This is a genomic window from Alicyclobacillus suci (assembly GCF_017329615.1).
GTDB lineage: Bacteria > Bacillota > Bacilli > Alicyclobacillales > Alicyclobacillaceae > Alicyclobacillus > Alicyclobacillus suci.
The window spans coordinates 48,115-73,861 of the sequence record NZ_JAFMTW010000004.1 but is presented as its reverse complement, the minus strand read 5'-3'; the positions used below and the strand labels follow the sequence as shown (position 1 = coordinate 73,861).

27 protein-coding genes are annotated in these 25,747 nt (G+C 53.4%); 18 read left to right on the top strand and 9 right to left on the bottom strand.

What is annotated here, in order from left to right; genetic code table 11:
• Positions 1–45 precede the first annotated feature (45 nt).
• The 8 genes from J3482_RS03545 (at position 46) to J3482_RS03510 (ending at position 9,404) form a co-directional block, all read left to right on the top strand.
• The gene (locus J3482_RS03545) at positions 46–2,583 is read left to right on the top strand and encodes a transglycosylase domain-containing protein (protein WP_223203987.1); all 2,538 of its coding nucleotides are present in this window, start codon (positions 46–48) and stop codon (positions 2,581–2,583) included.
• A 157-nt stretch (positions 2,584–2,740) separates the two neighbouring features.
• Complete coding sequence (locus J3482_RS03540; RefSeq protein ID WP_146821561.1) at positions 2,741–3,136, top strand: GntR family transcriptional regulator; 396 nt, start codon at positions 2,741–2,743, stop codon at positions 3,134–3,136.
• Positions 3,133–3,831 (top strand): ABC transporter ATP-binding protein, encoded by a 699-nt coding sequence (locus tag J3482_RS03535; RefSeq protein WP_146821560.1) that lies wholly within the window; start codon positions 3,133–3,135, stop codon positions 3,829–3,831. Before J3482_RS03540 ends, J3482_RS03535 begins: the two co-directional genes overlap by 4 nt.
• 13 nt (positions 3,832–3,844) lie before the next feature.
• Entirely contained in the window at positions 3,845–4,603 is a 759-nt protein-coding gene (locus J3482_RS03530) for an ABC transporter permease subunit (protein WP_146821559.1), read from the top strand.
• A gap of 23 nt (positions 4,604–4,626) precedes the next feature.
• Positions 4,627–5,148: a CcdC protein domain-containing protein gene (locus J3482_RS03525; RefSeq protein WP_146821558.1), complete on the top strand. Its 522-nt coding sequence runs from the start codon at positions 4,627–4,629 to the stop codon at positions 5,146–5,148.
• Between the two features lie 171 nt (positions 5,149–5,319).
• The gene (locus J3482_RS03520) at positions 5,320–5,889 is read left to right on the top strand and encodes a hydrolase (protein ID WP_188332100.1); all 570 of its coding nucleotides are present in this window, start codon (positions 5,320–5,322) and stop codon (positions 5,887–5,889) included.
• A gap of 124 nt (positions 5,890–6,013) precedes the next feature.
• Positions 6,014–7,723 (top strand): MFS transporter, encoded by a 1,710-nt coding sequence (locus J3482_RS03515; RefSeq protein ID WP_146821556.1) that lies wholly within the window; start codon positions 6,014–6,016, stop codon positions 7,721–7,723.
• Between the two features lie 304 nt (positions 7,724–8,027).
• On the top strand, positions 8,028–9,404 hold the full coding sequence (locus J3482_RS03510) for a sugar phosphate nucleotidyltransferase (RefSeq protein ID WP_146821555.1): 1,377 nt from the start codon (positions 8,028–8,030) through the stop codon (positions 9,402–9,404).
• Here J3482_RS03510 and J3482_RS03505 read toward each other — a convergent pair.
• On the bottom strand, positions 9,401–9,988 hold the full coding sequence (locus J3482_RS03505; protein WP_146821554.1) for a helix-turn-helix domain-containing protein: 588 nt from the start codon (positions 9,986–9,988) through the stop codon (positions 9,401–9,403). The genes J3482_RS03510 and J3482_RS03505 overlap by 4 nt on opposite strands.
• Positions 9,989–10,072: 84 nt before the next feature.
• Here J3482_RS03505 and J3482_RS03500 point away from each other — a divergent pair, with 84 nt between their 5' ends.
• Positions 10,073–10,390, top strand: a complete 318-nt coding sequence (locus J3482_RS03500) for an AzlD domain-containing protein (RefSeq protein ID WP_223203986.1) — start codon at positions 10,073–10,075, stop codon at positions 10,388–10,390.
• 15 nt (positions 10,391–10,405) lie between these two features.
• Positions 10,406–11,107 carry an AzlC family ABC transporter permease gene (locus J3482_RS03495; RefSeq protein WP_146821552.1) on the top strand — a complete coding sequence of 234 codons (702 nt, stop codon included), beginning with the start codon at positions 10,406–10,408 and terminating at the stop codon, positions 11,105–11,107.
• Between the two features lie 59 nt (positions 11,108–11,166).
• Here J3482_RS03495 and J3482_RS03490 read toward each other — a convergent pair whose 3' ends face one another.
• The 6 genes from J3482_RS03490 to J3482_RS03465 form a co-directional block, all read right to left on the bottom strand.
• On the bottom strand, positions 11,167–12,087 hold the full coding sequence (locus J3482_RS03490) for an ABC transporter permease (protein WP_223203985.1): 921 nt from the start codon (positions 12,085–12,087) through the stop codon (positions 11,167–11,169).
• A 21-nt stretch (positions 12,088–12,108) separates the two neighbouring features.
• Positions 12,109–13,185, bottom strand: coding sequence for an ABC transporter permease (locus J3482_RS03485; RefSeq protein ID WP_146821551.1), 1,077 nt, complete (start codon positions 13,183–13,185; stop codon positions 12,109–12,111).
• A complete protein-coding gene (locus J3482_RS03480; RefSeq protein ID WP_206922067.1) occupies positions 13,182–14,708 on the bottom strand; it encodes an ABC transporter ATP-binding protein in 1,527 nt (508 codons plus the stop codon). Before J3482_RS03480 ends, J3482_RS03485 begins: the two co-directional genes overlap by 4 nt.
• A 153-nt stretch (positions 14,709–14,861) precedes the next feature.
• Positions 14,862–15,929 carry a BMP family lipoprotein gene (locus tag J3482_RS03475; protein ID WP_146821549.1) on the bottom strand — a complete coding sequence of 356 codons (1,068 nt, stop codon included), beginning with the start codon at positions 15,927–15,929 and terminating at the stop codon, positions 14,862–14,864.
• Positions 15,930–16,173: 244 nt separating this feature from the next.
• Positions 16,174–16,506: a thioredoxin family protein gene (locus tag J3482_RS03470; RefSeq protein WP_146821548.1), complete on the bottom strand. Its 333-nt coding sequence runs from the start codon at positions 16,504–16,506 to the stop codon at positions 16,174–16,176.
• A gap of 448 nt (positions 16,507–16,954) precedes the next feature.
• Complete coding sequence (locus J3482_RS03465) at positions 16,955–17,221, bottom strand: hypothetical protein (RefSeq protein ID WP_206922066.1); 267 nt, start codon at positions 17,219–17,221, stop codon at positions 16,955–16,957.
• A gap of 218 nt (positions 17,222–17,439) precedes the next feature.
• Here J3482_RS03465 and J3482_RS03460 point away from each other — a divergent pair, with 218 nt between their 5' ends.
• Positions 17,440–17,832, top strand: a complete 393-nt coding sequence (locus J3482_RS03460) for a toprim domain-containing protein (RefSeq protein ID WP_146821546.1) — start codon at positions 17,440–17,442, stop codon at positions 17,830–17,832.
• A 131-nt stretch (positions 17,833–17,963) separates the two neighbouring features.
• On the top strand, positions 17,964–19,100 hold the full coding sequence (locus tag J3482_RS21495; protein ID WP_223203984.1) for a VIT1/CCC1 transporter family protein: 1,137 nt from the start codon (positions 17,964–17,966) through the stop codon (positions 19,098–19,100).
• 131 nt (positions 19,101–19,231) lie between these two features.
• Here J3482_RS21495 and map read toward each other — a convergent pair whose 3' ends face one another.
• Together map and J3482_RS03445 are read right to left on the bottom strand one after the other, a co-directional pair.
• Positions 19,232–19,981, bottom strand: coding sequence for a type I methionyl aminopeptidase (gene map / locus J3482_RS03450; protein WP_146821545.1), 750 nt, complete (start codon positions 19,979–19,981; stop codon positions 19,232–19,234).
• A gap of 88 nt (positions 19,982–20,069) precedes the next feature.
• A complete protein-coding gene (locus tag J3482_RS03445) occupies positions 20,070–20,258 on the bottom strand; it encodes a hypothetical protein (RefSeq protein WP_146821544.1) in 189 nt (62 codons plus the stop codon).
• A 129-nt stretch (positions 20,259–20,387) separates the two neighbouring features.
• On the opposite strand from J3482_RS03445, the gene acpS reads away from it, so the two are divergent.
• The 6 genes from acpS to J3482_RS03415 all read left to right on the top strand — a co-directional run bounded on the left by acpS (position 20,388) and on the right by J3482_RS03415 (position 25,610).
• Complete coding sequence (gene acpS, locus J3482_RS03440) at positions 20,388–20,768, top strand: holo-ACP synthase (protein ID WP_146821543.1); 381 nt, start codon at positions 20,388–20,390, stop codon at positions 20,766–20,768.
• 81 nt (positions 20,769–20,849) lie between these two features.
• Positions 20,850–22,349 (top strand): NAD(P)H-hydrate dehydratase, encoded by a 1,500-nt coding sequence (locus J3482_RS03435; RefSeq protein ID WP_146821542.1) that lies wholly within the window; start codon positions 20,850–20,852, stop codon positions 22,347–22,349.
• Positions 22,350–22,385: 36 nt separating this feature from the next.
• Positions 22,386–23,384, top strand: coding sequence for a LolA family protein (locus J3482_RS03430; protein ID WP_223203993.1), 999 nt, complete (start codon positions 22,386–22,388; stop codon positions 23,382–23,384).
• Between the two features lie 260 nt (positions 23,385–23,644).
• Positions 23,645–24,850: an alanine racemase gene (gene alr, locus J3482_RS03425; RefSeq protein WP_206922065.1), complete on the top strand. Its 1,206-nt coding sequence runs from the start codon at positions 23,645–23,647 to the stop codon at positions 24,848–24,850.
• A gap of 132 nt (positions 24,851–24,982) precedes the next feature.
• Positions 24,983–25,255, top strand: coding sequence for a CopG family ribbon-helix-helix protein (locus J3482_RS03420; protein WP_021297380.1), 273 nt, complete (start codon positions 24,983–24,985; stop codon positions 25,253–25,255).
• A gap of 4 nt (positions 25,256–25,259) precedes the next feature.
• Positions 25,260–25,610: a type II toxin-antitoxin system PemK/MazF family toxin gene (locus tag J3482_RS03415; protein ID WP_021297381.1), complete on the top strand. Its 351-nt coding sequence runs from the start codon at positions 25,260–25,262 to the stop codon at positions 25,608–25,610.
• Positions 25,611–25,747 lie beyond the last annotated feature (137 nt).

The window sequence follows — 25,747 nt, the reverse complement described above, 5'->3', positions numbered from 1 at the left end:
GGAGGCGGGCGCAACTAGGCGTAAATTGGACCTATCAGCGAGGAGGTGCCGCGTTTGCTGCGGCGTTGGATATCAATTGTTGCTGCTTTGGTCATCACCATTATCGTCTTGATCGCACTCGCGTTTTATTTGGCGGTTCGGTTTATTCCGTTTCAAGCTTCAGAGTTGGAAAAAGTACACCAACCGTCCATTGTCTACGCCGAGGATGGAACAAAATTGATGTCTCTGGGTTCTCCGGCGACGGACCTCACGTATGGACAGATTCCGAAGAACGTGCAAAACGCGATTGTCGCGACTGAGGACCATTCGTTCTGGACAAATTCTGGCGTCGACTTAAAGTCTGTCGTGAGGTCAGTTTTTGTCGACACACTTTCTGGCAGCCTGGAGCAAGGGGCCAGCACGATTCCGGAACAATTGGCCAAAATGGTCTATCTGACCGACAAAAAGACGTTTACGCGAAAATTTGAGCAGATTGTTCTCGGTGTCCAAATTGAACGCAACTTCACGAAGCAAGAAATATTGGCTATGTACTTAAATCGGATTCCGTTGGGCGAGGGGAGCACAGGTATCGAGCAAGGCGCTCAGCGGTATTTCGGTATCGATTTGAAAAAGAACCCGAATAAGCTGACACTCGCAGATGCCGCGCTGTTGGCGGGATTGCCGCAGGCCCCATCGGCGTATGACCCGATACAGCACCCGAAAGCTGCGCTGACAAGGCGGAACCAGGTACTTGAGAATATGGCGCATTGGGGATACATCTCGGAAAGTCAGGCGAAGCAAGCGGAGAAAGCGCCGCTCGGCATCGTCAAGTCCGGCAGTGCCAACAGTGACGACGGGTGGGATACCAATCCGCTCTTGACTAACTTTTTGTTAGACTACCTCAGTAAACACAATATTCCGCCGGAGGAAGTGGAACAGGGCGGTTTGAAAATTTATACGACGATTCGTCCTGCGGTTCAGAATGCTATCAACGAGGTGTTCTGGAGCGGAAAATATGATTCAGATTTCCCAGGCCCGACATCGGGAACGGTTGTGCAGGGCGCTGCTGTGTTTGTCGATCCGAAGACGGGCGGCATCTTGGGTGCCGCAGGCAGCCGTCATCAGGATTTCACGCCGCTTGGGCTGGATCGCGTGTATAGTGGCAGTTCACCGGGGAGTTCTATCAAGCCGATTATGGAATATGCTCCGGCGCTTCAATCGGGCAAGTGGTCGTATACGTCGATTCTCGACAATGCGCCGCAGGACTTTGGTGATGGCTATGAGCCGTCGAACTGGGAAGTTGGCGGACCGTCGAAAGTCACCTTGCAGTATGCGCTCGAGGAGTCGCAAAATATCGCTTCTGTCTGGTTGCTACAACAGATTGGTTTGTCAACTGGTGTCAACTTTGCCGAAAAAGATGGTATTCAATTGAGTTCGAGTGCCCGTCAACACCTGGGTATCGCAATCGGCGGCGAAGTCAATGTCACACCGCTGCAGATGGCAGGTGCGTACACCCCATTCGCGAATCAGGGGATCCGCTCGCAGCCGTACTTGATTAATAAGATTGTGAATGCAGAGGGGACGATTCTCTATCATGAATCGCCGTCGCAATCGCAAATTATGTCGAGTCAGACTGCGACGGATATGACGCGCCTCATGGAGGATGTTGTCGACTACGGCACAGGGCAGTATGCGAAGTTGCCGAACTGGGGTGTCGCTGGTAAAACGGGGACTGTGCAGTATGACCCGGGGCTCAATGGCAGCCACGACAACTGGATTCGCGATGGTTGGTTCGATGGCTATACGCCAACGCTTGTTGGCAGCATTCATATTGGTTATGACCAGACCAATGCCAGTCATCATATGACGATGACACCGGAAGACCCATCCGGAAATGCTGCGCAAATTTTCCATGACATCATCGCGCTGGCCTTACAAAATGAGCAGCCGCAACAGTTCGCACAGGGGCCGTACCCATATAATACGGGAACGGCGGATGGTATCAATTACGTCAATCAGAACCAGGCGCCACCGACGAAGGCGACGACAGGGATTCAAGGGCTCACCGCCTCGTACGATGCCGCGAAGAATCAAGTCAGCCTGAGTTGGCAAGGCGGGTTCCCGACGACTGTCACATACACCGTCACACGGCAAACGGTCGGGTCAAGTGACCAAGTACCCATTGGCGAGACACAGGGTACGAGTATGATTGATACGGACGTGCAACCAGGGCAGGTCTATCAGTACACTGTACAGGCCACAGATCCGAATTCCGGAAGTACCTTGGGGACGCCGGCCACGGTCACCGTGCAGACGGGCGCCGTTCAAACGCCGCCCGGCAATGGACAGGGCAACAATACCACAATCCCTGGTGTGGGACCTGGCACGAGTCCGGGACAAGGCGATGCAGGAACACCGCCTTTGGGGACACCTGGTTCACCACCAAGCGGCGATTCAGGTGGGTCGAGCGACGCGGGTGACGGTGGTGTACCGTCTGGTGATGGAACGTCAACTGGTGGGGATGGTTCAGGTCTATCGACCAGTGACGGATTTGGTTCACAAACGTGGGCGCCGCCAGGAGAGGCCAGAGGCCATCGTCATTGATACTGGTCATTTACAAAGATTTGGAGGCACGCTCCTAAATACGGAGTGTGCCTCTTTTTGATTCGTCAACAGAGAGGCTTGAATGTAGTGTATTATGTGATATGATACACTTAATTCACTTAACACACCTGCTGGTGGCGGAATCGGAGGGAAGGCTGTGGAGGAACGACACGTGGGACCGCTGACATTTCGCCTCGACCTCAGCCAACCGCTTTACGAACAGATTTTGCGGCAAATGAGCAGCGCCGTTGCCAGAGGGGAGATTGCCTTGGGGGAAAAGATTCCGTCCGTAAGAGAGTTGGCTCAGGCACTCAAGATTAACCCGAATACCGTCATGCACGCCTACAAGGAGATGGAGCATGTGGGACTCACGGAGACGCGCCGCGGGCAGGGGACATTTATTACAACCTCCCAGGAGCGGGTGAATCAATTCCGGACAGAACTGGCCAAAAAGGTGATAGAGGAGTTTCTCGAAAAAATGGGTAGTCTCGGATATACGTGGAGCGACATTGAACAATACGTTTCCCAGTACAAAGGGGGATGCGTTCGATGAGCAAGAGCGCGATTGTATGTCAGAACGTAACGAAACAATATGGAGTAAAACGAGCACTGAGCGAATTCACACTTGAGATTCCACAGGGCCGGGTGGTTGGCATATTGGGGCCAAATGGCTCTGGGAAATCTACGTTGTTTCGGTTAATTACCGGGCTCACGCGGGCCGAGCAGGGGTCTATCCACGTACTGGGAAAGTTACCAGGGTGGCGGACAAATTGTGACATCGCCTACCTACCGGATCGGGCGCGTTGGTATGCGAATCATACGGTAGAGCGCGCGTTTCGCTGGGCTGAGCAATTTCTGCCGGGATTCGATAGAGCGACGGCGGAGCGCCTTGCTGAGCAAATGCACCTCGAACTGGATATGCGCGCGGGTGGCATGTCGCGGGGACAGGAGGCACGTTTAATGCTCATTCTCTGCATTGCGCGCGATGTGCCAATCATTATCCTAGATGAGCCGTTCGCCGGAATTGATGCCATTTCACGCGAGCGCATTATTGCGGGGCTGATTGACCACATGAGCGGCGGGGATAGGACGGTTCTCATTAGCACTCACGAAATTCATGAGGCAGAGGCATTGTTTGATTATGCTGTCTTCCTCGATGAGGGTAGGGTGTTGCTTGGAGGTGACGCAGAGCAACTGCGCAGCCAGTATGGGGCCATCCATTCTATTCAGCAAACGTTGTATCGATAGGAGGCGATGACGAATGCCTGTGAAGCACATTTTTTGGCCACTCGTCAGACAGGATTTTAAATGGCAGCATAAGTCGGACAGAGTGCGGATGTCAAGGCCGTGGCGAATTGCGTATGCGATTGCCATCACCATGGTCATCGTGGGATTGACGACTTATGGCAGTCTTGTCGGCCATACACTTATTAGCGCCGCTTGGTATATTGTGTTGTCATTGCCATGGATAGCATTTGGCACATCGATTGCGTCGGTCAAGCACGAATGGAAGAATGGCACGGTTGGATGGTGGCTGAGCCTTCCCATTTCACGATTGCAGCTTCTGACATCGAAATTTGTGGCAGCGTTGTTTCGCGTGGTGCTGATTGGATGCGGTTTGTATTGCGTAATTGGGGTTCTCGGTTTATATACAATGGCATTACAGGGACCATTCCATACGGATGTTGCAGGTCAATTCTTGTTGACTGGCGTGCAATGGGTAATGCTTGCAATGGCTGCGGCCCCTTTTGCGTCAGCTTTCGGGATGTTGTTCGTCATTGCTCGTTCATCGAAGGTCAGACCTGCTGTGCCACTGATTTGGATTATCTTTGTCGCAATTTGGTGGGTGGCCTTCTCACAAATTAGTCGATTTATCCAAACTGGGTACCGGCGTGACACACATGCTTTATACCTGAATCTATCGCCAAATTTGGTGTATCTACTCCTAGCCAGCTGGATTTTGGCATATTTGCTCATCCGCGTTGCGGCGCGTGTACTAGACCGTCATCTGACACTTTGACTGCTGACTCGGAGGAGAGAATTATGGGAAACCATGCTAGTCTATTGATTTTCGCGTTGCTCATTCTGTTTATTTTTTACCGACGGATTCGCCGCAACATCGGTTTCCAGGTGCTGCGCACGCGGCAGATGATGACGCGGTCCATCATATTTATGGTCATTGGCGTCTTGTTGTTGGCTGCGACAATTGTACATCCTATCTGTTATATATCGGACGCTATCGGGATTTGTATTGGTTTGGTACTCGCCTTTTTTGCCATTCGCACGACGCAGTTTCAGTATCAAAATGAGCGTTGGACCTATCGGCCGAACGTCTGGGTGGGCAGTATTGTGATTGTGATGTTTTTGGCGCGCATTGTGTACGCATTCTATTACGCATATCACACAGCAGCCGTCCATCCAGGGGCAGGTTCTCCGGTCGCACAAAATCCATACATTGGAGACCCATGGACATCGGGTATTATCTTTATTTTGTTTGCGTATTACCCTTGCTATTTCTTGTTCCTCGTTCGTAAAGAAAAACACTTGGAATTGGGGAGCGCATAATCACTCGAGAAATGGTTTTGTTCATACAGTGAGGCCTGGAATACTGTTCCAGGCCCTTTTTTCGTAGGCGTTTAACATGGGAAGCGTTGACGTCATTCACGTGTAGACGTAAAATAGTTCGGGTGTGGAAAGTTTCGGACACGAAATGATTGTAAACGGAGTGTGAAAACGATGACACTAGATGTATCCAAGACTGCGTTGGTCGTGATTGACATGCAAAAAGGTGTGTTAGCGATTCCCTGCGCACCGTATTCGACGACAGATGTGCTTGCAAAGACCGTATCTTTGGCAGACGCGTTTCGCGAACGAGGGGGCTTTGTGGTATTGGTCAATGTGGATTTTCATGATGGGCGCGACGCGTTGCACCCGATAACGGATGAAGAACCCGCGACCCACCGCGCATGGTCGTCGGACGCTAGCGTCATCGCACCTGAGTTAGGGCCAAAGTCTGGTGATTTGCTCGTCACGAAACGGCAGTGGGGTGCGTTCTTTGGCACCGAACTGGATTTGCAACTGCGGCGCCGTGGGATTGACACCATCGTTTTATGTGGGATTGCGACGGACATCGGCGTTGAAACAACTGCGCGCGAGGCGTATCAACTCGGCTATCACCAAATTTTTGTGGAAGATGCCATGACAGCGATGACCGAAGAACAACATCGCCATCCTCTGAAATACTTGATGCCGAGAATGGGGCGCATTCGGTCGACCGCAGAGGTTGTGCGCGCACTTCAGGCGTAATCATTGGCGGGCAACAGCCGTTCGGGGCATTGACGACCGACCAACCGACCATGCCTGATGTCCGCAATTGCGGTATCCGTTTGTCAAGATAATCCGAATTTGCTGCGTGGGAGTGAGGGGCCTTATGAATGATTCGACGGGTAGATCTGGCAGTTATAAATGGATTGCCCTGGTGAATACGACGCTCGGTATCTTAATGGCGTCGATTAACAGTAGCATTCTTATCATTGCTCTTCCTGTGATTTTCGATGGCTTGAAAGTCAATCCATTGGAACCAGGTCAAACGGGATTATTGCTGTGGGTATTGCTTGGATTTAACGTCGCAACGACTGTACTGCTCGTGACGTTTGGCCGACTCTCGGACATTTTTGGTCGCGTTCGCCTCTACAACATGGGATTCCTCGTCTTCACCATCGGTTCAGTGCTTTGCGCCATCACATGGGGAACTGGGCTATCGGGCGAAATTCAGTTGATTGTGTTTCGGGTGGTGCAAGGCATTGGCGGCGCATTTTTGTTCGCGAACAGCGCCGCGATTCTCACAGATGCCTTCCCGGAAAATCAACGCGGGCTCGCACTCGGATTAAATCAGATAGCCGCCATTGGCGGTAGTGTCGTCGGATTGGTCGTGGGGGGACTGCTGGCCGCGACAGGTGATTGGCGTTACGTATTCCTCGTTAACGTACCCGTCGGCTTATTCGGAACCATTTGGGGCTATTTTGCGCTGAAAGAGGTCAGTAGTCGGGAGCAACATCAGAAGTTGGATGTGCTCGGGAATCTCACACTTGGTCTCGGAATCCTTGGCATTATGATGGGCTTGACTTATGGCATCATGCCCTATGGTGGGCACACGATGGGCTGGACGAGTCCGACCGTCATCGGATCACTTGTCGTCGGCGTTGTCATGCTGATTTTGTTTGTTGTTGTCGAGTCACGTGTACCACAACCGCTCTTTCACCTCTACCTCTTCCGTAGTCGTGCCTTTACGGCTGGCAATATCGCTTCTTTTATGTCAGCGCTCGCTCGTGGCGGGTTGCAGTTTATGTTAATCATTTGGTTGCAGGGGATTTATCTTCCGCTTCATGGGGTATCGTTCGCCCATACACCACTCATTGCCGGAATTTATACCATCCCACAGATGGTCGGTTTTCTACTAGCTGGGCCTATCAGCGGCTATCTTTCTGATAAATTTGGCGCACGCGCCTTCGCGACGGGAGGACTGTTGTTGGCAGCGCTTGGTTTTGCCTGCTTAGAAACCTTGCCATCTAATTTTAACCATTGGCTGTTTTGGTTCTATATCTTCTTGATTGGCGCCGGCATGGGACTCTTCTCATCGCCGAATAGCGCCGCGATTATGAATGCAGTTCCAGCTAAGTACAGAGGCGTCGCTTCCGGGATGCGTGCCACTTTTATGAACGCCGGTATGATGATGAGTATGGGAATCTTTTTCTCGCTTGTAATCGCCGGGTTGGCAGGGACGCTGCCAACTGCCATGTATCAAGGGCTGGTGCAACACCAAGTGCCAACGCAGACGGCTCAAGCGGTGGCAGGCACACCGCCGACAGCTTCCTTGTTCGCTGCGCTGTTGGGATACAATCCGCTTGAGAGCATGCTGGGTCAAAAGGTGTTAAACGCGTTACCTGCCAATCAGGCACATACATTAACAGGCAAAGAGTTCTTCCCGAATCTGATCTCGGGGCCGTTTCACCATGGTTTGGAGTTAGCGTTTGGTATCTCCATTATTTTGCTTGTCATTGGGGCGGTCGCTTCCTTTTTCCGCGGTCAACGATTTGTTTATCACGAGGAGGAAGAGCAAAGTAGCTCACCTGTACACTGATTTGCCCCTGACTCGGATTTTCCATCAAGACATCGCCCCTTGAACGGCCCGTGGCGGCAAATTCGAGGGGCGGCTTTTTTCCCCCAAATAAAACCATTTCACGACGGTATGTCTAGACCGGTACAGCCCATCCTAAGCTAGACTGTTTGTTGTTTTTTTACAGACCTGGCTGTTTGGGTTTGAAGGTGGATAGAGGACAGATGACGAATCTGTATGATGAGTGATAACCGGTTGATGAATCAGCGGTGATTTTCTCGTGGGAAAGTAGACATCGGCAGTGTACCGCCGTTTGGGGGAATGGAGTTTGAAGCTGGTATTGCTGAGTGGGGGCTCGGGGAAACGATTATGGCCCATGTCAAACGATATCCGTTCCAAGCAGTTCCTCAGAGTACTTCCTACCGAGAAGCAGCCTGAGTCGATGCTGCAGCGTGTCTGGGGACAGCTTAAACGGTGTGGATTGCAGTCAGATGCGTTCGTTTGTGCGTCAAAGGCGCAGATTGAGATGATTCACGCGCAACTCGGCGACGGCGTCGAATGCATTGAGGAACCATCGCGCCGAGATACCTTTCCTGCGATTGCGCTGTCGACGTTGTACCTCCTCGATGTTGCCCGGATGGCTGAGGATGAGCCGATTGTAATTGTTCCGGTCGATCACTTTGTCGACGACCACTACTTCCAAGAGATTCAGGCTTTGGGCGCGCTATTGGTTCGAGCAAATGCACAGCTTGCGCTCATGGGCGTAGAACCGACCACACCGACCAGTAAGTTTGGATATATCGTTCCAGATGCCGCAGTCGGCTTTGATGGAGTCAAGTATGTCGCATCGTTCGTGGAGAAACCGGACGCCGCAGTCGCTGCAGCATTGATTGCACGAGGTGCGCTGTGGAATTGCGGCGTATTTTGCTTTACCGGCGGCTGGCTGCGCGCGCACTTGAGCCGCAGGGGAGGGCCCACCACCTATCAAACATGCCTGGAGGCGTTTGACAGCCTACCAAAGCGCAGTTTCGACTACGAAGTGGTTGAGCATGCAGAATCCATCATCGTACACCCGTACAAAGGGACGTGGACGGACTTGGGGACGTGGGCCTCGTTATCGGAGCAGATGTCGACCCCGGTCGTTGGCCAGGGCATCGCGCATGCGTGCGAAAACACCCACATAATTAACGAGTTAGGCATCCCGGTGGTTAGTTTGGGATTGACCGACGCAGTCTTGGTGGCGACGCCGGATGGCATTTTGGCGGCCGATAAGTCAGCGGCGACGCAGTTGAAGGACGTCGTTTCTCATCTGCAGAGTCGCCCCATGTACGAGGAGCGGATTTGGGGTACATATCGGGTGCTTGATTATCAGAAATTGAACGATAATACGGAAGTACTCACCAAGAGTATTGAGCTCTATCCAGGGCAAAACATTAGCTACCAAAAGCATATGCTTCGCAGCGAGGTGTGGACGGTCATTGAAGGGCATGGGGAAGTCGTCCTCGATACGACTCGATTTGTCGTCGGCCCCGGCGACGTCGTGCGGGTGTACGCAGATCAATGGCACGCGATTCGTACGGACAAGGGTTTGAAGTTTATTGAAGTGCAACGCGGTGCGAAACTGGTCGAAGAGGACATCGTCCGGCGGTACTTGACATGGGATGAAATTGAGCAAGCGCTTAGTATCGGTTTGACCCGGCGTTAATGGTTTGGTGACGCGTCGGGTCTGTTTTTATACACCAGCAACACGAGGAACTCACAGGAGGAATTGCCGGGATTCACATAGGTGTGCTCCAGATTGGCCTGGAAGTGAATTGCGTCTCCTTCGTGTAACGCAATGCGTTCATCGCCTAGGATCAGCGTCAATTCCCCATGTTTCACCCAGACGCCTTCAGTGACATCGGCACCGTGTGGCGCTGCTATATGGGTACAGCCTGAGAGGAGCCGCGAAGCAAATAAATCGGTCGGCTGTGGATGGCGAATGGCAATCAGATTTTGGACGATATAGTTGCCGCCATCATCGTGGACAATCGGTTGGTCTGCGTGACGGATAATCGTGGCGTGTGGTTCCTCGTGGCCTTGGAGAAAGATGGAGAACGGAACCTGCAAGCCACTCGCGATCTTCCACAGTGTGACAACGGTTGGGTTCGATTCTCCGCGCTCAATTTGACTCAGCATGGGCTTGCTGACACCCGTCAAATTGGCCAAGCCATCCAGCGTGAGACGCCGGTCTTTTCGCAACGACCTCAGAACATTTCCAATATGCTGTGTGAGCTTCTCCGCTTCCATTCGCGCCCCCTCTTTCGGAGTATATTATAGCATACAAAAATATGTTATGTTATGATTGCGAGGATTTCGTCAGGGGGTGGACAGGTGGGGTGGCTTTTTTGGGAAACCGTCGCCATTGGCGCGGGAACCTATCTGATTCGCGCGTTGTCATTGAGTGGCGGTAGTCGAATTCGCTGGCCTGATGCCGCGAAGACTTGGTTGTCCTTTGTGGCACCGGCAGTCCTCGGGGCGTTGCTCGGACCACTTGTGTTTCTGTCGGGAAATCACTGGGTACCCCTGCTCCACAATCCAACCTGGATGGCGGCGGTGCCCACTGTGATTGTCGGGGCTGTGAGTCGGAATCTACTCCTGACGGTTGCCGTCGGGGTGGGATGTTTTGCGCTCATTCGCCAGTTTGTCTGACACGGGGGTTCGTAGATGACACGACCATCGATTGCAAAAGGCCTGCGTGATGCGCTGCCGATTATTTTTGCGTACTTTCCAGTCGGGGCGACCTTCGGCGTGATCGCCACCAGTAACGGTGTTCCCTGGCTGATTGTCTTTTTGATTTCTGCATGGGTCTACGCGGGCAGTGCGCAGTTTATGCTGCTCAGCCTCGCATTGTCCGGCACATCCCCCGTCTCCGTGATTGTGACCACCTTACTGGTGAATTTGCGGCATTTTCTCTATGGTACGTCACTCGGGCCCGCGTTCAGCAAGTGGTCGGAGGCCCAGCGCTGGATGATGGCGTTTGGGTTGACCGACGAGGTGTATGCCGTGACCAGTAGCCGAGTCCAGCAAGCACGCCCTGTCGTCGGCTACCAGATACCGTTTGTCTATTCGTGTTATGGCTCGTGGTTGGCAGGTACCGCTGTGGGGGCAACCATTGGCAAGAGCGTTCCTGTCGCGGTTTCCGATGCGTTGGGATTCGCTTTGCCTGCACTGTTTCTCGCACTATTAATGGCGGGGAAGCGCTCGCTGTCCTACTTCGTTGCCGCCATGGTCGGGGCTCTGCTCGCCTGTCTGGCAGATATGGCGCAGCTCGGAAATGTCGGAATGGTCTTCGGTGCAGTGGTCGGGGCGACGGCGGGTACGTTGCTCGAGAAACGACGCATAGATAGACAGGGCGTGCGTCATTGACATCTTTGCGCACGCCCTGTCCCATTTATGAGATATGTTCACTGAACCGCTACACTTCTTCAGCGTTTTGGATCATACGGCAGACCATCCGCTGCGGGTGGAATCGAACGGCCCACGAGTCCCGTGAGCGCGATAATCGTGAGTGCATACGGAATCATCTGTAGTAGGTTTGACGATACGCCGTTGCCCTGTAGGACAATACCCAGCGCCGTGGAGAAGCCGAAGAGAAGCGCTGCGCCGAACGAACCCAGCGGCGTCCACTTGCCGAAAATCATGGCGGCCAGGGCGATATAACCACGGCCGTTGGTCATGTTGACCGAGAAGCTGTTGAGGACGCCAATCGACAAGTAGGCGCCGCCTAAAGCCGATAGCAGTCCGCCGATGATGACCCCGGCATAGCGCAAACGCCATACGTTGATACCGACGGTGTCGGCGGCTAGGGGGTTTTCGCCGACGGATCGCATACGTAGTCCGAGGCGAGTGTGAAACAGAAACCAGTGCGACAAGATGACGATGGCAATCATCACGTAGACGAGGATACTCTGGTTGGTGAAAATCTGCCCGACATATGGGATTTTGTCGATTCCCGGCAAGCTTACATTCGGGAGTTTTGGCGTCGTTGGCGGTGTTCCGCTAAAGCCAAATACCGTGTCGAGCAAGAACGCGGTCAATCCCGCAGCAAAGATGTTGATGGCCATTCCTAAAACAACTTGGTCAGCGGAGACGCGGATGGCGCCCCAGGCAAAGGCTGCTGAAGTCAATCCGCCGATGATGAGTGCCATCAATAGTCCAATCCAGGCGCTGCCTGTCCAATAGGAAAACGCAACCCCAAAAAAGGCACCCATTAACATGATACCTTCCATCGCGACGTTGACCACGCCAGTTCGCTCGGAGAACGTGCCGCCGATAGCTGGCAGGGCGAGGGGAACAGCCATGGATAGTGTGGAATTCCAGATTTGCGCGTCGGCAAAAATACTCACAGACTCACTTCCTCCCCGACATCAGGATGCAGCGACGCCCGAACGCAAACTGCGACGGCGTCGGTACCACTGGATGATTTGTGGAACAATGCGTTCACATGCGACAAAGAAAATAATGAGACCCTGAAGGACATCCGTTAAGGCTGCAGGGACGTTGGAGATAATCTGCATGTTTTGTCCGCCTGTCGTCAACGCGCCGAAGAACAGGCCCGCTAGCAGTACGCCAAGTGGGTTGTTGCGCGCGAGCAAGGAGACGACAATAGCCGTGTACCCATAGTTCGACGAGAAACCGTCCATCAGGCGGTGATCGACGCCGAGCATCTGCACGGATCCAGCTAGACCCGCAAACAGTCCAGACAGGCACAATGCAATCACCGTGTACAGCGTGACGCGCATGCCTGCGTAGCGGGCGGCTCGCTGATTGAAGCCTACCGCGCGGAGTTGGTACCCAATTGTCGTCTTATACAGCAAGAACCACGCCACGACGGCTGCCAAGATGGTAATCGCCACGGCGACCAGCGACAGCTGAGATTGCATCAGCGTCTGATTGAAGTAAGGAAGTTGCGTATTTTGTACGATTTCCGGCGACTGTGGATTGGAACCCGGTTCTTGCATCGGGCCGCCTTCAATCAAATAACGTGCCAGCAAGATGCCGATGTAGCTGAGCATCATCGTGGTGATGACTTCACTTGATCCGACGTAGGCCTTGGTCAAGCCTGGAATAATCCCGCCCCAAATCGCACCGACCAGCATTCCGACGACCAAGCAAAAGATAATGTGCAGCCAACCTGGCAGGCTGGTGAAGTGGTAACCGACCCAGACGCTTGCGGCCGCAGCCACCCAGTATTGGCCGTCGGCGCCGATATTGAATAAGCCAGATTGGAACGCGATAGCGATACCTAAGCCGCAGAGCACCAACGGGATACTCGCGGTGATGGTATTCCCCAAACTCGGGATGTTGCCAAATGCGCCTGAGATGAGGGAGCCGTATACGGAAAAAGGGTTGTATCCCATCGCGCTAACCAAAATGCCGCCGATGACAATGGCCAACAGCGTCGCCACGATAGGGCCTAGAAAGGTAGAGCGCAGTGCCTTCAACTCGATGCCACCTCCGAATTCGTACGTGACCCTGTCATGAGCAAACCGATTTGTTCACGCGTGGCGGTATCTCCTGGAATCACGTCGACAATCCGACCATCGTGGATGACCGCAATCCGGTCAGACAAACTTAAAATTTCGTCCATCTCAAGGGACACGAGCAACACCCCTTTGCCTTCGTCGCGCAATCGCACTAGCTGGCGATGGATACCTTCAATCGCTCCGACGTCCAAGCCGCGCGTCGGTTGCGCGGCAATCAGCATGATTGGGTCGCGAGATACTTCGCGCGCTAGAATCACCTTTTGTTGATTGCCCCCGGAGAGTTCGGCAGCTTTGCGAGCCGGTTGCGGTGGGCGCACGTCAAACGCCTCAATCAACCGCTTCGTGTAATCCTCTGCAGGTTTGCGACGAAGGATACCGGCGGACGAGTACGGGCGCTTATGAAAATCGCGAAGAATGGTGTTTTCCACAAGATCAAATTCTAATACCAGTCCATCTGCGTGCCTGTCTTGTGGCACGTAGGCAATTCCGCGCTCCGTCCGCTGTGCAGGCGTCATGTGCGTGATGTCGTGCCCGTCGAAGATGATGCGCCCGTCTTCTGGGCGAAGCAGCCCGGCAATCGCGTCAGCCAGTTCGAATTGCCCGTTCCCGTCAATTCCGGCGAGTCCCAAAATCTCACCTCTGCGAAGTTCGAGCGTGATACCTTTGACGCGCAGGTTTTTTGCCTTGTCGCGGACCTTCACGTCCTCGAGTTGGAGGACAGGTGCGCCTGGCTTCGCAACTTCCTTTTGGATGCGCAGGACGACTTCGCGCCCGACCATCATGTTTGCGAGATCTTGTGGGGTGGCGTCCGCTGTCCGAACGGAGTCAACCGTCTTGCCGGCGCGCATGACCGTCACCCGATCACTAATTTCCTTGACCTCGTCCAACTTGTGGCTGATGAACAGCACCGGGATGCCTTCGGCCTTGAGGTTGCGCACGATGTTGAATAACTCGCGCGTCTCTTGCGGCGTCAGCAGGGCGGTGGGTTCGTCGAGGATAATCAAACGGGCTTTGCGATAAAATGCCTTCAGAATTTCGACTCGCTGTTGCAGCCCAACGGACAGCTGCGATATTTTTGCCGTCGGGTCAATATCAAGTCCATACCGCTCGGACAACGCCCGCACGTGCCGTACGGCTTCTCGGCGATTGTAATTCACGCCGCCGGGCTCGTCGCCGAGGACGACATTTTCGGCCACAGTCAGCGCCGGAATCAGCATGAAGTGCTGGTGCACCATGCCGATACCTGCTTGAATGGCTTCGCGCGGGCTGCGGAAGTGTACGGGTTGTCCGGCGAGCCGAATTTCACCCGAGGTCGGTTCCAAAAGGCCGTAAATCATCTTCATCAACGTGGACTTGCCAGCGCCGTTTTCCCCGAGGATGGCGTGTACTTCACCACGTCGCAATGTCAGGTTTACCCCGTCATTGGCTTTCACCCCGGGGAACCACTTTTTTAAATCAATTACTTCCAAGAAGTCTTCCATGCCGATAGACCTCCTTTTTGTGGACTTGCGTTCAGCCATCGAATGCAGTCCACCCTAAAACACGAGTGGCTGGACGAATCCGACGTGCAAACAGGGTGGACGCGGCGCCACTACATTGGTGACCGCGGTCCACCCACGACAAAACGGCAGACCTTACTTTTGAATCGTTGTCGAAACTTGAATCTTGCCGCTGATGATGTCTTGTTTCAAGGAATTCACTTGGTCAATGACCGATTGGGGCACGCCGCTCATGACCTTACCGATGCCGACGCCGTTGCCTTTCAAATCGAAATTGGTGACACCGGAGTGGAAGTTGTTTGTCTGCAGGTCCTTGATGGTATCAAAGACGGCGGTATCCACACCCTTTGTCGCGCTGGTCAAGACGTTCTTGGGTGCCAGATAAGACTGATCTGTATCGACGCCAATCGCGTATTTATTCGCACTCTTGACGGCGTTGATGGCACCGAGCCCACAACCGCCGGCATCCGGGAAGACGATATCTGCCCCTTGTGCCATTTCGTTTTGGGCGTACTGGCTGCCAAGCGCCTGGTCCGTAAAGCTATTCGTATATTGCAGTAATACCTTGCCATTTGGGTCTTCTTTCTTGAACCCTTGTTGGAAACCGGCAATGTAGTCATTGACGGGCGGAATGTTCTGTCCGCCAATCACGCCCACGACGTTTTGACTATTGAGGTTTGGAAGCGACTTGCCCGTCTCCAGCAGACCTGCCATGGCGCCGGCGAGATAGCCTGCTTGTTCGGCCTTGAATACTGCACTGGAAACGTTCGGTCTGTCCGTGATGGTGTCGTCAATAATCAAGAAATGGGTCTTGGGGTATTGCTTCGCGACCTGTTCAACGGCGTCGTGCATCAGATAGCCGACGGCGATGACCAAGTCGTAACCGTTTTGTGCAAAACGGGTCAAGTTAGGGATGTAGTCGGATTCAGAAGTTGACTCGACGACGCTGCCAGTCACACCTAACTGCTTCTGAGCGTTCTGCAGGCCGACGTCTGCCAGGTGGTTGAAGCTATTGTCGTTGAGACCGCCGGTGTCGGTGACGAGACCGACTTTCAAATCACTTTTGTTACCGCTTGCTGCGCCACCAGACCCGGTTGCGTTTCCTCCAGAGGTCGAACCTCCAGTTGAATTGGTTCCACAACCTGCGACGAGGACGGTTAGGGCAATCGCTGCTGCTGCGGTTGACAACAATTTCTTTTTCATTTCCTTTACCCCCTACAAGTGAGATCTTGATTTTTGCTGGTTCATCCACTTCCACTTATGAGCGGTCAATGTTTCGACATAAAGTGGCACAATTCCTACTGCCTTCGACACTGTTTTTGTGAACATCGTAAAATTTTCAGGACAAGGCCGTAAAGTCTGACCATATTATCCCCAGTTTGTAATTTTTACGCTCAGCATTTGGGCTGAGTTGTCGATAAGCGGGCGTAGGGCATCCAGCCGCGAATTAGTCCAGCGGTTCCGATTCGCTGAAAAACTGTTTGATGCGCGCGTAAAGATCATCGACACCGGGAAACGCAAACTGTAGATAAGAGAGTTCGCCGTCGCGCAGGTACGCGAGTGCCGGTACACTTTGCACTTCAAATGCTTCGAGCAAAGGTCTGGCAAAATTTGCGTCGCATGTGTAAATGACAAGACCGGGCAGCGTCGCTGCGACAATCTCAAGCATTCTCCGGGCGAGTTTACAGGTTCCGCACAGCGGTGTATAAAAGAATAGAATTACTTTTTTTTCCTTTTGGACAACCTCCAATACCTCTGTGTCGCTGATTTCTTTGAACATCTACATCCCCCCGGCTGCGACTGACTTGTTGCGGCTATGAACCGCCCAATTTGTTGCGGGTAGACGAATATCCCGAAACCTGGTCATGCTACCCGAATTGTATGGGAGTGTGCAGTGAAGCACAAATTTCTGAAGGAGGGATTTTCATGTACGGTGTTTTCGGAGGCTATACCCGGTGGGCGGTTGTGTTCCTGATCATCTTTGTGCTGTTCTTCCTCCTCGTGCCAGCATACACAACGGCACCGACAACGACCTGCTAATGAGCGTCGTCCACATACTTTCGATCAAGCGTGGTCACCGATTGGGGCCACGCTTGTTTCTCTGAAACCATGGGTGGACGTATAGCGCGTGCGTACATAACACTGCGCCCAGTTCCGGGGTTCGGCACTGGGCGCAGAGAATCGCTTTGGTATGCGTAAACTGGTGGGGGAAGGTTATCATCGTCAGATTAAAACCAACCAGGCCGTCTGCCGATTGGGGCACCTGCGCCACCTGGGTGAATGACCCAAGGGGAATAATAACTTGGTCCGCCTGGTGTGCCATAACCAAAGCCGCCGCGAGGGGGATAACCCGGCACGCGGGAATATCCTTGTTGTAACGGATAACGACCGTATGCACGTGGTCCGGCCGCAGCACGACTTCCGGCGAGCCCACCGAACAGAAGAAAGAGCGGAAGAAAGCAGGGTGTTGCGTCGACCTGGGATGAACCTGTCATACGTTCTCCTCCTTTTCGTACCGTTTAGTATATGGTCAGAAAACACATCTGCTTGGGCAACTGCCGCAGCACCTGCCAAAACGCGAGGAATTTGCGCAAATTGGATTGTGGTCTAGAAGAACTTGTAGAATGACAGTGGAGGAAAAACGTTAAGATGTAACATACCATGGTAGTGTGCAGGTTGGCGGTTCTCATCTCAGGGAAGGAAGTTGGACGATATGCATACATCATCGACTTCGCGAAAGGTGATTATCGTTGAGGGCAAAACAGACAAGGCACGAATACTTCGCGTCATTCGTGAAGATGTCGAGGTGGTATGCACGAAAGGTACGCTCAGTTACGAACGGGTAGAGAATGAAATTGTTCCGCTTCAGCAAGATGATGTGTATATTTTGGTCGATGCCGACTCAGCTGGGAACAGGCTGCGTAAACAGATTAAGCAAGAATTGCCGAATGCGAGAGATTTGTACACGCGTAAGTCGTACGGAGAAGTGGCCAGGACGCCACTAGAGTACTTAGCGAAAATTTTTTCTGACGCCCACTTTGATATTGATGACAGCCTACTTGCGAAACACCAAAGGTCTAGTTACCCAGCTTCGAAAGATCTGTGATGTCAGCACTTCTTCGCTTGACGAATTGTCGTCCGGCATGCATGATGACAGTTGAATTCAACCGATACGTGAAGCAGCCAGTTCATCGGACTGGCTGCTTGTGTATTCGAGGAAGTGTTGGAGGTGCTGCGGTGACTCAGTATCTGGAGAAGACGCTGCGCGAGAACATAAGGCGCGAACTCCAGGCCGCGAAGTTATATGAAGCGGCAGCTGCGCGGGAAAAAGACAGCCGTCGTCAGGGCATCTTGTTGAAGCTCGCTGACGTCGAGTATCGCCATGCGCAATTGTGGAAGAAGAAGTTGGACGAACTCGGGGCCGAGACGGCCGCATCACCGGAAGTGTTGGAGGTGCCGAAGGCCACAAGCCTTACGCAATTACTAGATGAAATTGAGCGGATTGAACTAGGGAACGATACGTGGTATCAGTCGCAGCGCAACGTGATTGACGACCCAGAATACACCGCGATTTATGATCAGATTGACGCGGATGAGCACGCGCATGCGGATATTGCTGCGCATTTGGCAGAGTCCTCGGAGACGGGGAGTCCCAAGCGCATGTTGCGGCGACTTTGGAATGCCGAGCGCTGGCACAAAAATCAATCTGGCGGCTGGTTAGGGGATGCTATCTACGGTGTGAATGACGGGCTTGGCGCATTATTTGGCATCATCGCGGGGGTCGCCGGGTACACCAATCAAGATCAGACGATTCTCGTCAGTGGGATGTTCGGCGCATTGGCCAGTACGCTGTCGATGGGGGCGGGCGCCTGGCTCGCTACGAAATCCGAAAATGAGTTGATGGAGGCCGAATTGCACGCGGAGCGCCAGGAAATTGAGGAAGATCCCGAGCACGAGATGGAGGAATTGGCCCTAATTTATGAGTTGAAGGGGTTCGCATCAGACGATGCCCGGCGAATTGCGACACAGATTGCGTCGGATAAAGAGCAGTTTCTCAACGCCATGGCACAGGAGGAATTGGGTATTCACGAAACCAATCGTGGGAACCCTTGGCAGTCTGCCATCTTCGGTGGACTTTCCACACTGGTGGGCGCCGTGATTCCGTTATTGCCATTCTTCTTCATGAGCGGTACACCAGCGCTGATTTTGGCCGCCATCATCAGCATTGTCGCCCACTTTATCGTCGGTGCACTGAAGGCGCGCATGACGGTTCGCAGTTGGTGGGCCAGTGGCCTCGAAATGACGTTGGTCGGCGTGATAGTCGGCGGTGCTTCGTATATTCTCGGTGAGTTGGGAAGAATGCTTATTGGCTAAGCTTGCGCCGGTTAGTCTACGGGTGCAAGGTGCACACGCGCGCAATTGCCTACATAAATACAAACGCCACACCCGTTTAGCGTATCACACCGTGATAGTGAAATACGCTAAATGGGTGTGGCGTTATTTTCTCACGCTTGTTCCGTGATAATTTCTGGTCCGTTTTCTGTGATAACCAATGTGTGTTCGTACTGGGCACTGAGGCTGCCATCCTGTGTCCGTGCGGTCCAACCATCGTCGTCCAGCTTGCATTCGTAGCTGCCCACATTCACCATAGGCTCAATCGTGAACGCCATATTTTTGCGGATGCGCGCTCCGCGATGCGGCGGGCCAAAATGCAACACTTCTGGACTTTCGTGCATTTGGCGGCCAATGCCGTGGCCGATGTAATCACGCACCACAGAGAAGCCCTGTGCCTCCACGTACGTTTGAATCGCGTGGCCAATGTCGGAAATCTGATTCCCCTCTACGGCTACTTCGATTCCCTTGTACAGGGCGGTTTTTGTGACGTCTAGTAAGCGTTGTGCCTCCGGGCTGATGTTGCCGACTGCGTAGCTCCACGCTGAGTCCGCATGTAACCCCTTGTGCAGTGCGACCATGTCGACAGTGATGATATCGCCATCTTGTAGGACGTAGTCGCTTGGAAAGCCGTGGCATACGACATCGTTAATCGATGTGCAGGATGCATACGGGTAACCCCTGTAGCCTTTTTGTGCTGGCTCCATGTTGTACTTGGTGATAAAGGACTCGACAAACTCATCAATGTCCAACGTGCGGATGCCAGGGCGAACGAAGTCGCGCAGTGCCTCGTGGCAGCCGGCGACGACTTTCCCGGCTTCCTTCATCAAGGTGATTTCGTGCCTACTCTTTAATACGATCACGTTCGTCGTTTCCTCCAATTCTCGTTCACAAGCTCGTCCGTCCCTTTTTGACCTCTCTTATTCCAGTTATACCTTGTCCAGATATCCCTTACAGGCCCGTCGGTGTGACGTACAGCGAGTTGGTGGTGACAAAAATTACGCCGATGATGAACCCAACAATCAACAATCCAGCGGCCTTCTTTTTTGATAAAGGTTTCCCACCGGGTCGAATACGAACCAAAAGAACAAATAGCACACCCGTGACTAAAACTAAAAATAAGTCGAGCGCATGTTGCACACTAGTTCCGCCTCTCCGCTTGAGTTCTCTACGATTGTGCCACAAAACCTCGGCTATTTCACGTCCCGTCCATTACCAGATACGGACTGATCCTGTAAAATGGGAGTCAACTGTTGGGGAGGCATTGCGATGATTTTGGGCGTAGGTACCGACATTGTCGAGATAGAGCGCATCCGGGCGGCCATCGAACGCCGCGGCCAAGCTTTTTTTGACAAAGTGCTTGGTCCTAAGGAGCGGCAGATGGCGGTTGGGTATGGCACAGCGCGACAAATCGAGTACGTCGCTGGCCGATTTGCTGCGAAAGAGGCGTTGGCGAAGGCGATTGGTTGCGGACTTGGCAACTTGGCCATGCGCTACGTCGACATTGTCCTGGTCAGCGGACAGGGACTTCAGGTTCGGGCGCAGGCGCCGTCCGCGTTGGCAGAACTGCCTGCTTCCGATAGGGTTCACGTGAGCATCAGTCATGAGAAGTCTATCGCCTTTGCAACCGCGATTTGGGAACGTCGCTAACGGACAGGCGCCGCCCGGATGTTTGTACATATTGTTGGGACACGCCGAATATCCATATAGCATCCTCGAGGAGGGTACCGTGTGTATCTGGTCACGAGTGAACAAATGCGGTGTTTCGATCACGACACCATCGAGACACTCAAGGTTCCTGGCATCGTCCTGATGGATCATGCGGGAAAGGCAGTTGCAGAAGCTGTTCAAAGACGTCGTGTGAAATCGGTGCTGATTGTTTGTGGTAAAGGCAACAACGGAGGAGACGGGTGGTTGGCGGCCCGGTGGTTGCACCACTATGGTGGCGATGTGCGGGTGGTTAGCGCGACAGATCCAGTTTTGACACTGCAAGGTGACGCAAAACTGGCCTTCGACATGGCTCAAGCGGCGGGCGTTTTGTGGACGGTGTATGAACCCGGGAGTTTACGTGACGCACGTTGTGATCTCATCGTCGATGCGCTACTCGGGACTGGGACGACTAGACCCCTGACAGGCGCGTATCGAGCGATGGTTGACGAGATGAATGAGGCCAAGGCGCCGATTCTCTCTGTCGATATTCCGACTGGTGTGAATGCGTCGACTGGGGAAGTTGATGGCGCCTGTGTGAAGGCGAGTGAAACCATTGCAATGGCTTATGAGAAACTGGGGACTGCAGTGACACCAGGTGCGATTTATGCGGGTACCGTACACGTCGCCGACATCGGTATCAAAGCGCCGCTCCCGGAGGAGGGATTGGCGTCTTATGTCCACCCGGCCCAACTGCGAGGCAAATGGGGCAGTCGGGAAGCGTTGAGCCATAAGGGGTCGTACGGGCGCTGCGGCATTTATGTAGGGGAAATGCAGGGGGCGGCAATGCTCGCCGCCGCTGGCGCCGCGAGGGCTGGTGCGGGACTTGTGATTCTCGCAACGGGCGCGCCATTGGACCATGCGCCGCGACCCGATTATGTGGTGCGCATGGTCAGCGACCAGGCGTCTGCAATGCACGACTGTACCGCAATTGTCTATGGCCCTGGATTGGGGGCGGCGAGTGCACAGCACGTGCACAGTCTCATCCAGACCGTTCAGCAGGCGCAAAAACCGGTACGGTGTGTGATTGATGCGGATGGTCTCACCGGGGTGCGACAGGCGAATGGGTTGCGGTGCGTCGGGCCGCAGTTCGTACTCACGCCTCATCCAAAGGAGTGCGCGCAACTCTTGGGGTGGACCACTGCAGACGTCCAGGCGCATCGATTGGCGGCGGCGTCCGAATTGGCCAGAGCGACGGGGGCTGTTGTGTTGCTCAAAGGCTATCGAACGATTATTGCCACACCGGATGGCGCTGTACGCATCAATCCGACAGGAGACGCCTCACTGGCTGTTGGGGGTAGCGGTGACGTATTGGCGGGGATCATCGGCGGATTGTTGGCACAGGGCTTGGATTCGTTTGATGCGGCATCGCTCGGCGCATGGCTGCACGGTTGCGCAGGGGAACTTGCGGGAGCGGCGCTGACGCCGATTAGCACGACCGCTTCGGATGTCATCGACTACATTTCCCGCGCAATATTGACGTTTTTCGACAGGGCTGAGGCAGTGAGCGACCTTGAGGTGTGACTTGAATGGTGTGTGTCGGAGAAAGGCGAGGTGGCTATGCGAAAGGTTACGGCAGTCGTGTTGGCACTCGGACTGGTGGGTGGCGTTGTCGTCGGCTGCGGCGTCCCGACCGGCAAATCGGTCAACCAGAAAATCCAGACACAAGCCCAGCAATTAGATAGCAAGAACTATCAAAGCGACGCGACGATGACGGTGCAAATGGACAACAATACGCAGACCTACTCTGTGCAAGTGTCCTACGAGTCACCCACAACCTATAAAATCACGCTTGGAAATCAAGATAAACAAGTGCATCAAGTGATTGTCCACAATGACAACGGTATGTTTATCGTCAGTCCGTCGCTTCAAAAGGTCTTCCGATTCAACGGGGACTGGGCCAAGAACCAAGGTCAGATCTACTTGTACGACCAACTGCTCAAGCAGATTACGACAAATAAGGACGCGAAGATGACGAAGAGCAATGGGGAGTACATCTACACGATGCCAGTCACACCCGCATCGAGTACCATCAGCACACAGCAAATCGTGCTAGATGCAAAGACCTTACAGCCGAAATCTGTGAAACTTCTGGATAAAGAAGGGAAGCCGGCGGTCACGCTCAAATTTAACTCCTTTAAGACAGACGTTCAGTTCAAACAAGCGGATTTTGATCCACAGTCATTGGTCAGCAGTCAGACGAAAACGACGATGACGAGTGACGAGGAGCAGGCATTTGGTTACGTGGAACCGCCGAACTTGTTTGGGACAAAGATGACGAGCTTGTCGGAACCTAGCGAAACCAGTGCCGTTCTGAAGTACGGTGGCGAGCATCATTACTTGTTGCAAGAGTGGCGGCCAACGCCGGGATCGCAAGGAGATCCGGATGGTCAATTGGTTGATCTTTACGGCGTCCCAGCCGTGTTCACGGATGCGAACAACGTGACGAGTCTCACTTGGTTGAACAACGGCGTGGAGTATGCCATTACGAGTAATGATCTCAATCAGCAGCAATTGGAGGAAATTGCGATTTCGACGTTGAGCGAGGTCGGTAAGTAAGTTTGCAGATTTTCGTTTGTGGCGCGCTCGCGTGATTCCGCACGTGACACACTTCTTTTTGTGAATGGTTCGGGTATCCACGGGTATTCGGGAGAACGGAAAATTGGGCCCATCTGGGCCCAATTTTTCATGTAATTAGGAGGGAATATAGCGGCGCCGTTTCGACGGATATCGAATACTGTTCACAATGAGGCTTTAGCTTGTGCTAGGCAGACTAGACACACCTTGTTACACTTGAAAGGAAACGGGGTGGAGGTACGGTGTATCGCGCTACTTTTTCTGTCATTGATTTACGCGCATTCGCGCATAATTTACGCGTGGTCAAAGAGAGAATTCAAGCGGGGACAGAGTTATTAGTCACGGTGAAGGCGAATGCCTACGGGCATGGCGTCGGGCCGATTATTCAAGTGCTGCGGGAGGAAGGCGTCAGAGCGGTCGGTGTCGCTTCTCTTGAAGAAGGTTTGCAGGTGCGCGCTTGTGGGTATGACGGGATGGTGCTGATTTTGGGAGCCGTCGGTCCGCAGGAGTTAGTCGTCGCAGCGGAGAATAAGATTGATGTCTCCTATACGGATACGTGGGGGGATATCGCGCAACTTCCGAAAATGAGTCGTCCGTTGCGCGTGCATACGCCGTTTGACACGGGGATGAATCGACTGGGGTTTAAATCCATCGAGGATGCGAAGGTCGTGATAACGCAGATTGTCAAGCGACCGGATATGGAGTGGGCCGGCGTTTCCACGCACTTGGCATGCTCTGATGGGGAGTCGGATGCCCACGCAGTAGAGCAGGTAGAACGCTTTGTTGGGATGACGCGACAGTTGCGTGAGCTAGGCTATCAAGTTCCATGTGTACACGCTTCGAACAGTGGCGGTGTCTTGCGTAATCCGAAATGGAATTTCGACATGGTGCGTATCGGCATTGTGGCGTACGGCTACTCGCCGGACGAGTCTGTGTTGCCAGCGCCGGAGTTACAGCCCGTGATGCACTTTTATAGTGCAATCACGCGGATTGCAACGGTCACACCTCGTGAGACGATTGGTTATGGTGCGACCTTTACGGCGAATAAAGAAATGCGCGTAGCGACGGTCGCGGCTGGGTATGCTGATGGGTATCCAAGAGTCCTTTCCAATGTTGGGAAGGTGCTCGTGCGCGGGGTGTTGGCGCCTGTGGTAGGACGCGTTTGCATGGATCAGTTGATGATTGACGTCTCTCACATTCCGACCGCTCGCGTCGGAGATTTTGTGACATTGTTCGGAATTGAGCCGCCTGCGGCGTGGACGATAGAAGCGTGGAATGCGCGGTTGCCAGCGGATAGAGCTGCATGGTTGGTTGAGACGTTTGCGCAGGCGCGCAATATTCAGCGAAACGTGTTATCATTGTCGGATGTGGCGTCACTCGCCGGAACGATTTCATATGAGATGGCCTGTCAGGTGAATCCGCGGGTACCCAAGTTGTATGCTAAATAGACCTTTTGACACGGTGTGGCACCGCTGCACCGCAATTGGAAAACTTCTTCATTACAAACTTTGACCTGCCCTGGGTGGAAAGCTATAATAGCCCATGTGAATTGTGTCACCAGAGCAGTGGAGGTGCCGCGCGTGTCCGGAAAAAAACGCATGGTAGTCTACGTTCCGGAGCAGTTGCTAGAGCAAGTGGATGGCTTTGCTCGAACGGATAGCGCAAATCGCAGTGAAATTGTACGAGAAGCATTGCGTATGTATGTAACAGCGCACCGTAAACATGAGATTCGTGAACAGATGCAACAAGGGTATCAAGAAATGGCCGGATTAAATCTGCGGATTGCTTCCGAGTCATTTCTGTTGGAGCAAGAAGCGGGAGGCACGGTGGAACGCTTAGTAAGCGGGGTGTAAGTGATTGAACGTCAAACGAGGGGACATTTTCTTCGCGGACTTGTCACCCGTAGTCGGCTCTGAACAAGGCGGGTTTCGCCCGGTGCTCATCATTCAGAACGACATCGGGAATCGCTTCAGTCCCACGGTGATTGTGGCGGCTATCACGGCCCAGATTCAGAAGGCGAAGCTGCCCACGCACGTCGAGATCCCCGCGCAAAAGTACGGCTTGGAGCGGGATTCGGTCGTCCTGTTGGAACAGCTGCGCACGCTCGACAAGCAACGTTTGACGGATAAAATCACGCACTTGGACGACACCATGATGAAGATGGTTAATGACGGACTTCTTATCAGCCTCGGACTTGTAGATTTTTAAAATTGCATCTTCGTGCGGAACAAGGACGGATGTGAATCCGCCCTTTTTTCATATACAATGTGTCCAGAAGATGCCAGAAAACGCTGTACTGACTGGTGCATAACTGGCCGAACTGCGGCTCAGTGTAAGGAAAAGGA

Excerpts from the sequence above, each read along its gene's own strand:
- J3482_RS03515 (WP_146821556.1), top strand. The coding sequence starts at position 6,014 with ATGAATGATTCGACGGGTAGATCTGGCAGTTATAAATGGATTGCCCTG.
- J3482_RS03495 (WP_146821552.1), top strand. The coding sequence starts at position 10,406 with ATGACACGACCATCGATTGCAAAAGGCCTGCGTGATGCGCTGCCGATT.
- J3482_RS03520 (WP_188332100.1), top strand. The coding sequence starts at position 5,320 with ATGACACTAGATGTATCCAAGACTGCGTTGGTCGTGATTGACATGCAA.
- J3482_RS03430 (WP_223203993.1), top strand. The coding sequence starts at position 22,386 with ATGCGAAAGGTTACGGCAGTCGTGTTGGCACTCGGACTGGTGGGTGGC.
- J3482_RS03480 (WP_206922067.1), bottom strand. The coding sequence starts at position 14,708 with ATGGAAGACTTCTTGGAAGTAATTGATTTAAAAAAGTGGTTCCCCGGG.
- J3482_RS03530 (WP_146821559.1), top strand. The coding sequence starts at position 3,845 with ATGCCTGTGAAGCACATTTTTTGGCCACTCGTCAGACAGGATTTTAAA.
- J3482_RS03525 (WP_146821558.1), top strand. The coding sequence starts at position 4,627 with ATGGGAAACCATGCTAGTCTATTGATTTTCGCGTTGCTCATTCTGTTT.
- J3482_RS03505 (WP_146821554.1), bottom strand. The coding sequence starts at position 9,988 with ATGGAAGCGGAGAAGCTCACACAGCATATTGGAAATGTTCTGAGGTCG.
- J3482_RS03535 (WP_146821560.1), top strand. The coding sequence starts at position 3,133 with ATGAGCAAGAGCGCGATTGTATGTCAGAACGTAACGAAACAATATGGA.
- acpS (WP_146821543.1), top strand. The coding sequence starts at position 20,388 with ATGATTTTGGGCGTAGGTACCGACATTGTCGAGATAGAGCGCATCCGG.
- J3482_RS03470 (WP_146821548.1), bottom strand. The coding sequence starts at position 16,506 with ATGTTCAAAGAAATCAGCGACACAGAGGTATTGGAGGTTGTCCAAAAG.
- J3482_RS03460 (WP_146821546.1), top strand. The coding sequence starts at position 17,440 with ATGCATACATCATCGACTTCGCGAAAGGTGATTATCGTTGAGGGCAAA.
- J3482_RS03465 (WP_206922066.1), bottom strand. The coding sequence starts at position 17,221 with ATGACAGGTTCATCCCAGGTCGACGCAACACCCTGCTTTCTTCCGCTC.
- J3482_RS03475 (WP_146821549.1), bottom strand. The coding sequence starts at position 15,929 with ATGAAAAAGAAATTGTTGTCAACCGCAGCAGCAGCGATTGCCCTAACC.